This window comes from Miniphocaeibacter sp., assembly GCF_049276255.1.
Classification (GTDB): Bacteria; Bacillota; Clostridia; order Tissierellales; family Peptoniphilaceae; genus Miniphocaeibacter.
In genome coordinates, this window is sequence record NZ_JBASWB010000016.1 from 48476 (window position 1) to 63282 (window position 14807).

A 14807-nucleotide genomic window follows, 5' to 3' on the forward strand; every position below is an offset into this window, starting at 1 on the left:
GGAAAGGAGAATTTGATGAAAACATTAGAAATTGATATTGAAACTTTTAGTAGTGTAAATCTTTCTAAATCAGGAGTTTATAGGTATGTAGAGTCTCAAGATTTCGAAATTTTATTATTTGCATACGCCGTTAATAGTGGTGAGGTTAAGGTAGTTGATTTAACACTTGGAGAAAAAGTACCAGAAGAAATAATACAGGCCCTTACTGATTCCAACATAATCAAATGGGCATTTAATGCTAATTTTGAAAGAGTCTGTTTATCCAAATGGTTAGGACTTCCTACTGGTAAATACCTGGACCCTAAGTCCTTTAGATGTACTATGATTTGGTCTGCCTATATGGGTCTTCCCTTCTCTCTTGAAGGTGTAGGTACCGTCTTAAGACTGGAAAAACAAAAGCTTAAAGAAGGTAAGGATTTAATTCGTTATTTTTGTATTCCCCGCAAACCAACAATTTCAAATGGAAAAAGAACCAGAAATTTACCTCTCCACGACTTAGATAAATGGTCCACTTTTAAAGAATATAATCAAAGAGATGTTGAAACTGAAATAGAAATTCAAATCAAACTTTCAAAATTCCCTGTACCAGAGAACATATGGGATGAATATCATTTAGATCAGGAAATAAATGATAGGGGAGTTCTTTTAGATTTAACATTTATCAATCACGCTATTGAAATTGATGAGTATTCCAGGTCTAAATTACTAAATGAAATGAAAGCTTTAACCAATCTTGATAATCCAAACTCTGTACAACAACTAAAAGGTTGGTTAGCTGAAAATGGACTCCAAACTGACAGTCTAGGAAAAAAGATTGTATCTGAATTATTAGAAACTTCATCAGGTGCCTTATCTGAAGTATTAATTCTTAGGCAGAAACTATCTAAATCGTCAGTGAAAAAATATCAAACTATGGAAAATGCAATATGCTCTGATAATCGTGCTAGAGGGATGTTTCAGTTTTATGGTGCAAATCGTACAGGTAGGTTTTCTGGGCGCATTTTACAACCCCAGAATCTTCCCAGAAATGAAATGGCTGATCTTTCTGAAGCCAGAGAATTAGTTCGAAACAATAACTTAGATGCCTTGAAAATACTCTATGACTCTATACCTGAAGTTTTATCAGAACTTATTCGAACCTCCTTTATCCCTAAAGCTAACCATAAGTTTATAGTTGCAGATTTTTCATCCATAGAAAGAGTTGTTCTAGCCTGGCTAGCTGGTGAAAAGTGGGTTCTTGATTCATATGCAGATAAAAAAGATTTATATACTGCAACTGCTAGTCAAATGTTTCAAGTTCCAATTGAAGAAATAGATAAAAAAGGCCCTTTGAGGCAAAAGGGAAAGGTGGCTGATCTAGCATGCGGCTACGGCGGCTCAGTGGGTGCCTTAGTGGCTATGGGGGCACTTGATATGGGTCTTACTAAAGATGAACTTAAACCTTTAGTTAATACTTGGAGACAGGCAAATTCTAAAATCGTAAGCTTTTGGTGGGATGTTGATAGGGCTGCAATAAAATCTGTAAGAGAAAGAACTACAACTGAAACCCACGGAATCATATTTTCTTATGAAAGTGGAATGTTTTTTATAAAACTTCCCTCTGGCAGAAAATTATCCTATGTTAAGCCACGTATAGAGTTAAACCAATTTGGCTCAAATTGTATATCCTATGAAGGTATTGGGGCCACTAAAAAATGGGAAAGAATGCAATCCTATGGACCTAAGTTTGTAGAAAATATTGTACAGGCAATTAGTAGGGACATCCTAACCTACTCTATGCAGAATTTAAAACACTTTTCTATTGTAATGCATATCCATGATGAAATAGTTATCGAAGCTGAGAAACATATAAGTGTAGATGAAACATGTAAAATGATGGGCCAAATCCCTCCTTGGGCTAAAGGTTTAAAGCTTCGTGCTGAAGGCTTTGAAAGCTACTTCTATAAAAAGGACTAGATATTATCTTTGATATAAATGAAAGATGAGCCTCTAAAAAAGTAGTAAATAATAAGAATATATTATCATTTTAAATAAAAATATTAAAAACTACTACGGAATTTGGCAGGTACTGTCCTTTAGATAATAAGGGCGTATCTGCCTATTTTATTTGGAGGTGTTTTTTATGTTTTATGTAAAAGAAAAAATAAGTCCATCAGTTGATGTAACTGTTGATCTTCATGATGACAATGTATTTTGTATCTGTCCTAATTGTGGATGTGAAGTAGAAATTGATTTAGTAGAACTGTTTAGTAAAGGAGATGGGGACCTTTATGGTACTTCTGTCTACTGTACAGAATGCAGCAAATCAAAACTAAAAGATTTTAAAAATGTGAGGTCTAAGATATGAAGATAAGTAAACTTAATTCAGAAGGTTACTATGATCCTACTCCTCATAAGGCTTTAACTAATATTATGAAAAAAGAAAAAACAAAGAAAGAATATCTACCTCTTGTATATATAGCCTCTCCATTCTCTGGTGATATGGAAAGAAACACTACAAAGGCTCAAGGGTATTGTAGGTTTGCAGTAAAGGAAGGATATATTCCCCTAGCTCCTCATTTACATTACCCACAGTTTCTAGATGACGAGGATCCAGATGAAAGAAAGCTTGGACTTCGCTTTGCTCTTATTCTTCTTGGTAAATGTGAAGAATTATGGGTCTTTGATAGAGTTTCCAAAGGAGTAGCCCAGGAAATTGCAAAGGCCAAAAGAAGAAATATGCCAATTAGATATTTTAATTCAAAATGTGAGGAGGACCTAGAATGAACCACTTAATTCCAATCAATTACAAAGATGATGCTCCTACTGTTATTGGACGTGAACTATATGAAGCCTTAGAGGTAAAAACCCCTTATGATAAATGGTTTCCAAGAATGTGTGAATATGGATTTACTGAAGGTTTAGACTTTACGACATTTTTGTCGGAAAGTACAGGTGGCAGACCAGCCAAAGAACACCAAGTAAAAATCCCTATGGCCAAAGAATTATGTATGCTCCAAAGAAGTGAAATGGGAAAAAAGTTTAGACAATATTTCATTGCCGTCGAAGAAGCCTGGAATTCTCCAGAAAAGATTATGGAACGTGCCCTACAAATCGCCCAGCAAAAATCAAGGGAAGCTGAATTAAAGATCTTTGCTTTAGTGGAAGAAAATGAAACTCTTGAAATTGCCCTTAATGAATCCTTAAAGTTCTTTACAGTAGCAAAATATAACAGAGTATTTAATATGGGCTGGAATCTTAGAGAGTGTCAAATTCTAGGTAAACGTCTCTCAGCATATTGCAGGTCCCATTCTATTGAAATAAGAAAATGTGAAACAAATGATGAAAGATTTGGATCAGTAAACAGCTACCCTCTAACTGCTTGGGATGATTACCTGGAGGTGTTAGAATGATTAGATTTACCCTATATAGAGCGGATTGTACTGGGAATCTTTCAAACTGTATTTATCCTAAAAAGACTGTAATCACAGATAAAGAATCTATGATAGATGCAATGAAGTTTGATCACGTTACAGCTGAATACAAAAACAACTATCGTAGTAAGGCTAATTTTATCCAAGCAGACAATGCAGTGCTAGATTGTGATAATGATCATTCAGACAATCTAGATGACTGGGTCACTGTAGCCGATTTATCTACCACCTTTCAAGATGTCCCCTTTATAGCTGTATATAGTAGAAATCACATGAAACAAAAAGGTAATAAGTCTCCCCGTCCCAGATTTCATGTATATTTCGCAATTAAGCCAATAACAGATTCAACTGAGTATGTATCTTTAAAACAAAAAATAGCAGCTGCCTTCCCCTACTTTGATACTAATGCTCTTGATAGCGCTAGATTCATTTTTGGTACAAGTAATCCAAATATAGAAGTCTATGATGGGAGCAAAAGTATTGAAGAATTCTTTTGCACATCTGATTTTGAAAATTGGGATAGCAAACAGGAAGAAGTTCCAGAAGGAAACCGCAATAATACCATGTCTCATTTTGCAGGAAAAGTAATTATAAGACTTGGAGTCACAGATGAAGCCTACTCCCTCTTTCTCAAGGAAGCAGAAAAATGTAATCCTCCACTAGATGAAGATGAATTAAATCTTATATGGCGGAGCGCTGTTAACTTTGGCAAGAAAGTAGCTTCTGAAGAAGGTTATATATCTCCAGAAGATTATGGTGCTGAACCTAAACTAAAACCTGCTGACTTTTCAGATGTGGGCCAAGCAATTGTACTTTTTAATGAATATTTAGGAGTTCTCAGGTACTCCCCTGCTACCGATTATATTGTTTATAACGGTAGCTTCTGGGAGGAATCAAAGTCTAAGGCGCAGGCAGTTGCCCAAGAGCTAACTACCAAGCAACTAGAAGAGGTTGAATTTGAAATAGACAATGCCTTAGATGAAATGACTGGTAATGGTGCTATGGATATAGTTATGGAAAACGGTGCTAAAAAGGCAGCTGAGCATTTTAGTAGTGATCAGGAAAAAGCCTTTAATAGGTATGAAAGTGCTATGGCTTATAGGAAGTATGTAATCAGTCGAAGGGATTCTAGGAAAATAACCTCATCATTAAAAGAAGCACAGCCCATGCTTGAAATTGAACCTAAAGATCTTGATGCAGATGGTTTTTTACTAAATACACCAGAGTCCACCTATGATTTAAGAAAAGGTTTAACTTCTAGCATGGAACCAGACTACTCACACTTCATAACAAAACAAACATCTGTAAGCCCAAGTAATGATGGAATGGACAAATGGATAGATGCATTAGATACCTTTTTCAGTAAAGATAAAAGTTTAATTGAATATGTTCAAAGAATTGTTGGACTTGCTGCAATAGGAAAAGTTTATGTAGAGGCATTAATAATATCATATGGTGAAGGACGAAATGGTAAATCTACATTCTGGAATGCCATCGCAAGGGTTCTAGGATCCTACAGTGGTAATATTTCTGCTGATATTCTTACAGTAGGTTGCAGAAGAAATGTTAAGCCAGAGCTCGCCGAAGCCAAAGGGAAGAGGCTTATTATCGCAGCAGAACTTGAAGAAGGTATGAGACTTAACACATCAAATATTAAGCAACTTTGTTCTACTGATGAAATCTATGCGGAGAAAAAATATAAGGCCCCCTTCAGCTACATCCCAACTCACACCCTAGTCTTATATACCAATCATCTGCCTAAGGTTGGTGCTATTGATGAAGGAACCTGGCGAAGGCTTATTGTAATTCCCTTTGAAGCTAAAATTGAAGGAAGCAAGGATATTAAAAACTATACAGATTATCTAGTTGAAAAATCAGGTGGAGCAATTCTTAGCTGGATAATTCAAGGCGCGGAAAAAGTAATCAATGATGACTACAAAATAAAGCTACCTAAAAAAGTTGAAGATGCCATACAACTTTATAGGGAAAATAACAACTGGTTATCTCACTTTCTTAATGAATGCTGCGAAGTAAATGAAAGCTATACTGCAAAATCAGGTGAAGTCTATAATGAATACCGAGCATTTTGTTTAAGGGTTGGAGAATTTTCTAGAAGTACAGCTGATTTCTATACTGCACTCGAATCAGAAGCGTTCGAAAGAAAAAGGACTTCAAAAGGAGTTTTAGTTAAAGGATTAAGATTAAAATCAGAATTCCTGTAACCCAGTGTTTTAGTAATAATGTAGGTCTATGAAGGCTATATATAAGACTTTTACATGTAAATATTATAAATATTATTATATATATAGTTATAGGCAGACCCTACATTGACCTACATTCTCTTTAAATTATGATGAAACATAGTAGCTACAAACACCTAAAAATGGAGGTTTTATAATGGTGCTAAGGTTAAAGATAAAATGCAAGAAAAACTGATCGAACAAAAGTTAGTTAAAGAAATTAAAAAACTAGGTGGGCTTTGTCCTAAGTTTGTCTCTCCTGGATTTGCTGGAATGCCTGACCGTCTAGTCCTTCTTCCTAAAGGTAAAATAGCTTTTGTGGAAGTTAAATCAAAAAGATTAAATCCAAGACCTCTTCAAGTTTCAAGACACAAACTTCTTAGAAATCTTGGTTTTAAAGTGTATGTTTTAGATGATGAAAAAGAAATACAAATAATAATTCAAAATATTATAGGAGGTGATGCCAGATGAAGTTCATACCCCATGATTACCAGCGATATGCGACTAAATATATTGAAACAAATCCTATATCAGCAGTGTTTTTGGATATGGGCTTAGGTTAGGTAAGACTGTCCTTACTTTAACAGCTTTAAATAACCTATTGTTTGATAGCTTTGAAGCACACAAGATTTTAGTTATTGCACCACTTCGAGTAGCTAGAGATACATGGCCTACAGAAATTGAAAAATGGGATCATCTTGATAATTTAATATATTCTGTAGCTCTTGGTAGTGAAAAAATAAGGAAAGCTGCACTGCTTAAAAAGGCGGACATTTATATTATAAATCGTGAAAATGTTAAATGGCTTATAGAAGATAGCTCTCTCCCCTTCGACTTTGATACTGTAATTATAGATGAGCTTTCATCCTTCAAGAACTATAAGGCTAAACGATTCCGTTCCCTTATAAAAGTAAGACCAAAGGTTAAAAGAATCGTAGGTCTAACTGGAACCCCAGCAAGTAATGGACTTATGGATTTATGGGCCGAGTTTAGACTCTTAGATATGGGAGAAAGACTTGGAAGATTTATTGGAAAATATAGAGATGAATATTTCACTCCAGATAAAAGAAACCAGCAGATCATATTTTCATATAAAGCTAAAGCTGGTGCTGAAGAATTAATATATAAAAAGATTTCAGATATAACCATAAGTATGAAAGGTTCCGATTACCTTAAGCTTCCTGAACTAGTTTTAAATGAAGTCAAAGTTAATCTTTCTAAAAAAGAAATGAGTGTCCTTGATGAAATGAAAAAAGATTTAATCACAACAATTGAAGGAGATGAAATCACAGCTTCCAATTCTGCAGCTCTATCTGGAAAGCTTCTTCAAATGGCAAATGGTGCAGTTTATGATGATAGTGGAAATATAGTTCATATTCATCACGGAAAGTTAGATGCTTTGGAAGATTTAATAGAAGCTTCAAATGGTAAACCTGTTTTAATAGCTTACTGGTTTAAACATGATCTAGCAAGAATTACTAAAAGATTTACAGTGGAAAACTTGGACAGCTCAGACTCCATAAAAAGATGGAATAATGGTGAGATTCCTGTAGCAGTTATCCACCCAGCCTCTGCTGGGCATGGACTTAATTTACAAACTGGTGGTTCTACTCTCATTTGGTTTAGTCTTACTTGGAGTTTAGAACTTTACCAACAAACCAACGCAAGGCTATGGAGACAAGGCCAAAAGAATAATGTTGTTATTCACCATCTAATAGCTAAAGCAACTATTGATGAACAGATAGTGAAGGCACTTAAAAGCAAAGATAATACTCAAGCTGCATTAATAGATGCTGTTAAAGTTAATTTACAAATTGGAGGTAAAGACTATGGATGTTAAATATGAAGATTTAGCCAATGCTATTGTTTTAACTGCTGTTAAAGACTATCGTGAAGCCTTGAAAGTATTAAAGAAACATCCAAAGAATAGTCGTGCTTCATACACAAAACTTGAAATTGAATTCTTCTTCCTTTCCAGCTGGTATTCAGCTCTCACAGATGTTGATCCTAATATGCTTATTGAGAAGCTCAATCAGGAGGTTATATAATGAGAGCTAAAGAATATTTAAGTAAAGCCTATCGTCTAGATCAAAGGATAAATAGTAAACTAGAACAAGTAGATTCACTAAATGAATTGGCCATGAAGGCAACCTCTACCCTCTCTGCTATGCCTAGGAATCCTAATATGGCTACCTCCAAAATGGCCGATGTTATTTCTAAGATTATAGATTTACAAAGTAATATAAACAAAGATATTGATAGGCTAATAGATTTTAAAACCGAAATTGTAATGCTTATAAAAAATGTTAATAACCAGGAGCACCAAACCCTACTTGAGAAAAGATACCTTTGCTTTCAAACTTGGGAGCAAATTGCAGTAGATATGGATTACAGCATTCAGCATATTTATAGGGTCAGAGATAGGGCCCTTGCAGAAGTTTCTATTCTTTTAAAAAATGATAGGTAATGTTAGTAGATGTTCATAGACCCCTATGATATTATTAAGATAGGCAAAGAATATAAATCTTTTACAAACCTTCGTGGAAAAATCTACGGAGGTTTTTTTGTTGAAAGAATTGAGGTGATTAAATGCCAAGGAAGCCTAAAAGACCCTGTTCCTACCCAGGCTGTCCTAATCTTTCTGATGATAGGTACTGTAAGGACCATAGGAGTTTAGTAAACAAAAGCTACAACAAGCACCAAAGAGATCCTGAGTCTAACAAAAGGTATGGACGGTCTTGGAAACGAATCAGGGACAGATACATCAAAGCCCATCCTCTCTGCGAAGAATGTGAGAAGCATGGAAGGTTAACTACTGCTGAAGAGGTTCATCATATACTTCCCCTATCTAAGGGTGGTGGAAATGAATATGATAACTTGATGTCTTTATGTAAATCCTGTCACTCTCGTATAACAGTCCTCAGTGGTGACCGGTGGGGGAGGTCAAATCCCTAGAACTTTCAATCTCGGACAGCGGCGGGGAGTCCCGTGTGAAAAAATGCAGTTTCAAAGGGGGTAATAGGGCAATGCAAAAGTGAGGTGTTTTAATATATGGCGAAAGATGGTACTAATAGAGGTGGTGCTCGTATTGGAGCAGGGGCTAAAAAGAAACCACTAGCAGATAAAATAGCCGAAGGAAACCCTGGTGGTAGAACTTTAACAGTTATGGAATTTAAAAATGCAGCAGACCTCCAAGGCCAAGAAATGCCAGAGCCAAATAAGATGCTGGAGGCTGTTCAAAAGGATGGTAAAACCTTATTAGCAGGTGAAGTTTTTAGGGAAACTTGGCAATGGCTCCATGAAAGAGGTTGTTCTTCCCTAGTCTCCCCTCAACTTTTAGAAAGGTATGCTATGAGTGTGGCAAGGTGGATTCAATGCGAAGAAGCTGTAACAGAATTTGGCTTTCTAGCAAAACACCCTACTACAGGAAATGCTATGCAAAGTCCCTATGTTGCCATGGGTCAAAACTATATGACCCAGACTAACAGATTATGGCTTGAAATATTTCAAATTGTTAAAGAAAACTCTGCAGCAGAATATAGTGGATCCAATCCCCAAGATAATGTGATGGAAAGATTACTTACTGCTAGGAATAATAAATAATTGGAGGTAGAAATGAAAAAATTACTAACTGCTGAAAGTGTATGTATTGGTCACCCTGATAAACTATGTGATTTAATTTCCGATAATATTTTAGATGCAGCCTTTAGAAAAGATAAAGCTTCTAGGGTGGCCTGTGAAGTAATGGCAACTAAGGGAAAGATAATCGTGGCGGGCGAAATCACCTGTAGCGAAAAGCTGGATATTAAGTACATTGTTAAAAGGACTTTGAGGGAAGTAGGATATAACCCTAGAAAGTTTTCAATCTATGTATTTCTAAATACTCAGTCTTCAGATATTGCATCTGGGGTTAATCAGTCCCTTGAAATAAGAAGTGGAGAAAATGATCCTTATAGCTTAATTGGTGCAGGCGACCAAGGCACTATGTATGGCTATGCAACAAATGAAACTAAAGAAATGCTTCCTCTCCCCCTTCTTCTATCTCATAGAATTGTGAAAAGACTTGATAAGGCAAGGAAAGATAAACTAATAAAGGGGATCCTCCCTGATGGCAAGGCCCAGGTTACTATTGAGTATGAAAAGGAAAAACCAGCAAGGATAGAAACTATAGTTGTTTCTATTCATCACCATAAAGATAAATCTTATGAGGAGTTAAAAAAGGAAATTTTATATCATATACTCTACCCTGCTTTTGAAGATTTTCCTTTTGATGGAGATACAGAAATTCTTATAAATCCTTCTGGCAGATTTGTTATTGGTGGGCCTACTGCTGATACGGGTTTAACAGGAAGAAAGCTAATGGTTGATACCTACGGAGGACTTACCTCCCATGGTGGCGGTGCTCTCTCTGGAAAAGACCCAACTAAGGTTGATAGGAGTGGAGCCTATATGGCCAGATATATAGCTAAACATATAATATGGAGCGATTTCGCAGATAAGTGTGAAGTCGCTCTTTCTTATGCCATTGGTAAGGCAAATCCTATAGCATTTTCTATTAATACATTTGGGACTGGTAAAGTTTCAGATGAAATATTGACCAGGGCTTGTAAAGATGTATTTAATTTAAAGCCTGCTGCCATTATTGAAAACCTTAGACTTAGGGATATACATTATTCTGATACTGCAACCTATGGTCACTTCAACTCTCCCCTTCTTCCTTGGGAGAATGTAGATAAATATAATGAATTTAAAAAGGCGGTGGAAAAATATGCAGATAGAGAAAATTAAAATAGATAAATTAAATCCTGCTCCCTATAATCCAAGGAAAGATTTAAAACCTGGAGATCCTGAGTATGAAAAGCTAAAAAGCTCCATTCTAACCTTTGGCTATGTTGAGCCTGTTCTTTGGAATAAAAGGACAGGTCATATTATTGGTGGCCATCAAAGATACAAAGTTTTAGTAGAAATGGGCAAAAATGAAATTGACTGTGTAGTAGTGGATATGGATATAGAAAACGAAAAGGCATTAAATATTGCCCTTAATAAGGTTAGTGGTGATTGGGATAAGGATAAATTAATGCTATTAATTGCTGATTTACAAGGGACAGATTTTGATGTCTCTCTTACTGGCTTTGACCCCGCTGAACTTGATGAACTTTTTAAAGACTCCTTAAAAGATAATATCAAAGAAGATGATTTTGATGTAGATGAAGAACTTAAAAAACCTGCTATTTCAAAGTTTGGAGACTTGTGGCTTTTAGGTAGACATAGACTTATATGCGGTGATTCAACTAAAATAGAGACTTATAAAAAATTAATGGATGGAAAGTTTGCCAACTTAACTGTTACAGACCCACCTTACAATGTTAACTACGAAGGAACTGCAGGAAAGATTAAAAATGACAATATGGAAAATGAAGCCTTTTATAACTTCCTCCTCTCTTCATTTCAAGGAATGGAGTCTGTTATGGCCAAGGATGCTTCTATCTATGTCTTCCATGCAGATACTGAAGGCTTAAATTTTAGAAAGGCATTCTCTAATGCTGGTTTTTACCTTTCTGGAACTTGTATATGGAAAAAGCAATCATTAGTTTTAGGACGTTCTCCTTACCAATGGCAACATGAGCCTATTCTCTTTGGTTGGAAAAAGAAAGGCAAACATTTGTGGTATTCCGATAGAAAGCAAACTACTATCTGGGAATTTGAAAAACCAAAAAGAAACAAGGATCATCCAACTATGAAACCAGTGGCCCTTGTGGCCTATCCTATTTTAAATTCTAGTTTAACTAATTGTATTGTCCTTGACCCCTTTGGTGGTTCTGGATCTACACTTATTGCCTGTGAGCAAACAGATAGGATTTGCCATACAATAGAGCTTGATGAAAAATATACAGATGTAATTGTCAAAAGATATATTGAGCAGGTTGGTACAAGTGATGATGTTTACTTGATTAGAGATGGAGAAAAAGTTAAATATGCTGATATTTCAATAGAATAACTATTTTATGAGGCCACTGTTTTCCCTGTGTCCTCTTTAAATAAGTTCTTTGAACAATACCTCCACCAATATTTAAATATAACTTGCTATTTACACCCCTCTGAGTGATATATAGTACAACTACATTATTTGGAGGGATTAGAATGGATAGAAAAAAATTAGTTGAAATTCTGGCTGAACATCTAGGGGTAAAACCAAAATACCTAGGCGTACCAAGCTTTAATTACAGGGTTGGAGAGTTTATAGTAGACAGAGAAGGAAAAATCCTAAATAAGGCAGGTGATGAATTGAAACTTGAGGAAATATTGAATTCAGCCCAAGAAGAAATTACTACTGTTGAAGTAGCCATTCCTTTGGAAGGTCATAATGAGAATACCTTAAAAACTTTAATTAACATGATTCATAGCAAACAGACTCTTATTAAACAATCATTTCAGCTGGATAAAAACTTAGTAGAAAAAGAAACAGTTGAAAAATTAAATGCAGCTGAAAACATAGAGGAATTTAAAGATAATCTTATAAGTCAAAATATTAAAATAGATGCTGAAAATATTATTTTTATAATAAATACAGATTTAGTTAGAGCTGCCACCCTATTCTTTGGCCTACTAAACGAAAAATCAAAGGAATTAAAGTATGCATCATCAAAACCAACTGAAACAGATAATGAAAAATATGCTTTTAGAACCTGGCTTATGAGACTTGGAATGATTGGTGATGAGTATAAGGAAGCTAGAAAAGAACTATTAGAAAACCTTAGTGGAAACTCTGCTTTTAGAAATATAGGTGAAAGCCATGAATAAGCCTAAATGCAAATTAATAGGTGAAGATGGAAATATTTTTAATCTTATGGCTATAGCTTCAAGAACCCTAAAGAAGGCTGAACTTAATAAAGAAGCAGAAGAAATGATAGAAAGAATAAGAAATTCCAAATCATATATTCAAGCCCTAGCTATTATATCTGAATATGTTGAAATAGTTTAAAATACTGTGTTTATTTTAAAAATACTGCTTGCTATTAATCCCTTTCTGAGTGATATATGTATGTAACAAAAATACACAGAAAGGTGATGAAAGCAATGCTTACAAAGAACTTTGGAATTGAAATTGAACTTACAGGAATAACAAGAAAGAAAACTGCCGAGGTTATTAAAGAGCATTTAAATGGAAAGCTAGAATACCTAAGCGGACAAAACTACCAAGTAAAAGCACCAGACGGAAGAATTTGGACAGTAGTATATGATGGCAGCCTAAGATGTCAAAGAAAAGTAAATGGCAGAAAGACTTCAGCGGGAAAAGAATACAGCGTAGAAATAGTTAGTCCAATCCTAAGCTACGAAAAAGACATCGACTGCCTACAAGAACTGGTAAGAAAGGTAAGGAAAGCCGGAGGATTTATAAATAACTCGGCAGGAATACACATTCACCTAAACGGCTCTGACCATACACCAAGAAGCCTTAGAAATTTTATAAACATCATATACTCAAGAAACGATCTGCTTTACAACAGCCTTCAGATAGAGGCAAATAGGATAAGATATTGTAAAGCTTTAGATAAAAACCTAGTGGAAAGAATGAAAAAGAAAAAACCAACTACCTTTGAAGAAATTGAAGATATCTGGTACCAAGGCTACTATCAAGGAAGAAACAGACATTACCATGACAGCCGCTACCACTTCCTAAACCTACACAGCTTTTTCAACGGAGTTGGAACAGTAGAACTTAGAGGCTTTAATGGAACACTTCACGCAGGAAAAATAAGAACCTACATCCTTTTGAGCCTGGCTATGAACAACCAAGCCCTGACCCAAAAGAGTGCCAGCACTAAAAAGCCACAAATTGAAAACCCAAAGTTTGCAATGAGAACCTGGCTTAACAGAATAGGCTTTATTGGAGAGGACTTTAAAAACCCTAGGGAACATCTAGTAAAGCACCTAGAAGGAAGTGCGGCTTGGAGATTTCAAGAACTAGCTTAGGGTCACAGAGGGGGCAACCCCTCTTAAGCTGGTAGAAGGGTATAAATGTACCAACTTGAAATAAAAAGCCAACACAGGCAAAACTGTGGCCAATGAAAGGATGATAAAGAATGGGTAAAAGCTTATATGCAGCTTATGGTTCAAATCTTAATATAGGACAAATGAAATACAGGTGCCCCACTGCCAATGTCTATGGAAAGGGAAAACTTAAAGATTACCAATTATTATTTAGGGGTGCAGAAAACAATGCTTATCTAACTATAGAAGCTAAAACTGCTTCTGAAGTACCAGTAGTAATTTGGAGCATTCAAGCTAAAGATGAAAGAAATCTAGACAGGTATGAAGGTTACCCAAGCTTCTACTATAAAGAAGATATAGAGGTTGAACTGGATACAGGTGAAACAATAACAGCCATGGTTTATATTATGACAGATAAAATTAAAGATAGAATCAACTTAAATTTACCAAGTAATTCCTATCTAGCAGCTGTTAAGGAAGGTTATAAAGAATTTGCTTTTAATTTAAAATATATTGAAGAAGCACTTAAAATAAGCAAAAACTAAGGCCACTGCTTGCCCTGTAAGGCCTTTAAATAAAGGTCTTGGTACAATTACCCTACAAAAAATATCAAAGGAAGTGGAAAAATTGGATAAGTTCTTTAGTCAGAAATATTGTGATAGGTGTGGGAAGGATTTAAAAAGCGGAAGGATAATGTCTATGTTTAATGAGGACTGCATCTGCATGGAATGCAAGGAAGAAGAAAGCAAGGATAAAAACTATAAAAAAGCAAGAGATAGAGAAATTGAAGAAGTTAGAAAAGGAAATTATAACTTTAAGGGAATAGGAAAATAAATGTATAGATTTTAAAATAACACTTGCTATTTATTCCTTTCTGAGTGATATATGTATGTAATAAAAAACACACTTTGAAAGGGGAAAGAACAATGATAAAAGGCGATATTTTTAAAATAAGAGATAAAGAGAGATTTTTTATGTTTGTTGGATACTTTGGAGCGGACTTAGTACTTGCACCTATGAATGAAGATGAAGATCAAGTTTTAATTTATTCCCGAAGTGAGATGAATGACTTTATTAGCACAAAATACTTTATCAAGCTTCACCCTGCAAATAAAAAATAAAACACCTTAAAAGTAAAGGGCCTAGTGGCTCTTTTCTTTTG

General features: G+C 35.2%; 18 protein-coding genes and 1 pseudogene. All 19 read left to right on the plus strand.

What is annotated here, in order from left to right; translation table 11 throughout:
• Positions 1-15 precede the first annotated feature (15 nt).
• Positions 16-1956 (plus strand): DNA polymerase, encoded by a 1941-nt coding sequence (locus WAO56_RS01870; protein WP_422144673.1) that lies wholly within the window; start codon positions 16-18, stop codon positions 1954-1956.
• A 151-nt stretch (positions 1957-2107) separates the two neighbouring features.
• Positions 2108-2347, plus strand: coding sequence for a hypothetical protein (locus tag WAO56_RS01875; protein WP_422146214.1), 240 nt, complete (start codon positions 2108-2110; stop codon positions 2345-2347).
• Positions 2344-2766 carry a DUF4406 domain-containing protein gene (locus tag WAO56_RS01880; RefSeq protein ID WP_422144671.1) on the plus strand — a complete coding sequence of 141 codons (423 nt, stop codon included), beginning with the start codon at positions 2344-2346 and terminating at the stop codon, positions 2764-2766. The genes WAO56_RS01875 and WAO56_RS01880 overlap by 4 nt, the downstream gene beginning before the upstream one ends.
• Positions 2763-3392 (plus strand): antA/AntB antirepressor family protein, encoded by a 630-nt coding sequence (locus tag WAO56_RS01885; protein ID WP_422144670.1) that lies wholly within the window; start codon positions 2763-2765, stop codon positions 3390-3392. The genes WAO56_RS01880 and WAO56_RS01885 overlap by 4 nt, the downstream gene beginning before the upstream one ends.
• A complete protein-coding gene (locus tag WAO56_RS01890; RefSeq protein ID WP_422144669.1) occupies positions 3389-5635 on the plus strand; it encodes a phage/plasmid primase, P4 family in 2247 nt (748 codons plus the stop codon). The genes WAO56_RS01885 and WAO56_RS01890 overlap by 4 nt, the downstream gene beginning before the upstream one ends.
• Positions 5636-5833: 198 nt before the next feature.
• Positions 5834-6124, plus strand: coding sequence for a VRR-NUC domain-containing protein (locus WAO56_RS01895; RefSeq protein ID WP_422144668.1), 291 nt, complete (start codon positions 5834-5836; stop codon positions 6122-6124).
• Positions 6121-7493, plus strand: a pseudogene (locus WAO56_RS01900) (SNF2-related protein). Before WAO56_RS01895 ends, WAO56_RS01900 begins: the two are co-directional and overlap by 4 nt.
• A complete protein-coding gene (locus WAO56_RS01905) occupies positions 7483-7701 on the plus strand; it encodes a hypothetical protein (RefSeq protein ID WP_422146215.1) in 219 nt (72 codons plus the stop codon). Before WAO56_RS01900 ends, WAO56_RS01905 begins: the two are co-directional and overlap by 11 nt.
• The gene (locus WAO56_RS01910) at positions 7701-8120 is read left to right on the plus strand and encodes a DUF1492 domain-containing protein (RefSeq protein ID WP_422146216.1); all 420 of its coding nucleotides are present in this window, start codon (positions 7701-7703) and stop codon (positions 8118-8120) included. Before WAO56_RS01905 ends, WAO56_RS01910 begins: the two co-directional genes overlap by 1 nt.
• A 122-nt stretch (positions 8121-8242) precedes the next feature.
• The gene (locus WAO56_RS01915) at positions 8243-8608 is read left to right on the plus strand and encodes an HNH endonuclease (protein ID WP_422146217.1); all 366 of its coding nucleotides are present in this window, start codon (positions 8243-8245) and stop codon (positions 8606-8608) included.
• Between the two features lie 96 nt (positions 8609-8704).
• Complete coding sequence (locus WAO56_RS01920) at positions 8705-9256, plus strand: P27 family phage terminase small subunit (RefSeq protein ID WP_422146218.1); 552 nt, start codon at positions 8705-8707, stop codon at positions 9254-9256.
• A gap of 12 nt (positions 9257-9268) precedes the next feature.
• On the plus strand, positions 9269-10441 hold the full coding sequence (gene metK / locus WAO56_RS01925; protein WP_422146226.1) for a methionine adenosyltransferase: 1173 nt from the start codon (positions 9269-9271) through the stop codon (positions 10439-10441).
• A complete protein-coding gene (locus WAO56_RS01930) occupies positions 10422-11651 on the plus strand; it encodes a site-specific DNA-methyltransferase (protein WP_422146219.1) in 1230 nt (409 codons plus the stop codon). Before metK ends, WAO56_RS01930 begins: the two co-directional genes overlap by 20 nt.
• A 143-nt stretch (positions 11652-11794) precedes the next feature.
• On the plus strand, positions 11795-12454 hold the full coding sequence (locus tag WAO56_RS01935; RefSeq protein ID WP_422146220.1) for a hypothetical protein: 660 nt from the start codon (positions 11795-11797) through the stop codon (positions 12452-12454).
• Positions 12447-12635: a hypothetical protein gene (locus tag WAO56_RS01940; protein ID WP_422146221.1), complete on the plus strand. Its 189-nt coding sequence runs from the start codon at positions 12447-12449 to the stop codon at positions 12633-12635. Before WAO56_RS01935 ends, WAO56_RS01940 begins: the two co-directional genes overlap by 8 nt.
• Before the next feature lie 56 nt (positions 12636-12691).
• Positions 12692-13627 (plus strand): amidoligase family protein, encoded by a 936-nt coding sequence (locus WAO56_RS01945; RefSeq protein WP_422146222.1) that lies wholly within the window; start codon positions 12692-12694, stop codon positions 13625-13627.
• 110 nt (positions 13628-13737) lie between these two features.
• Entirely contained in the window at positions 13738-14190 is a 453-nt protein-coding gene (locus WAO56_RS01950; RefSeq protein WP_422146223.1) for a gamma-glutamylcyclotransferase family protein, read from the plus strand.
• A gap of 73 nt (positions 14191-14263) precedes the next feature.
• The gene (locus WAO56_RS01955; RefSeq protein ID WP_422146224.1) at positions 14264-14479 is read left to right on the plus strand and encodes a hypothetical protein; all 216 of its coding nucleotides are present in this window, start codon (positions 14264-14266) and stop codon (positions 14477-14479) included.
• A gap of 92 nt (positions 14480-14571) precedes the next feature.
• On the plus strand, positions 14572-14766 hold the full coding sequence (locus tag WAO56_RS01960) for a hypothetical protein (protein ID WP_422146225.1): 195 nt from the start codon (positions 14572-14574) through the stop codon (positions 14764-14766).
• Positions 14767-14807: the final 41 nt, after the last annotated feature.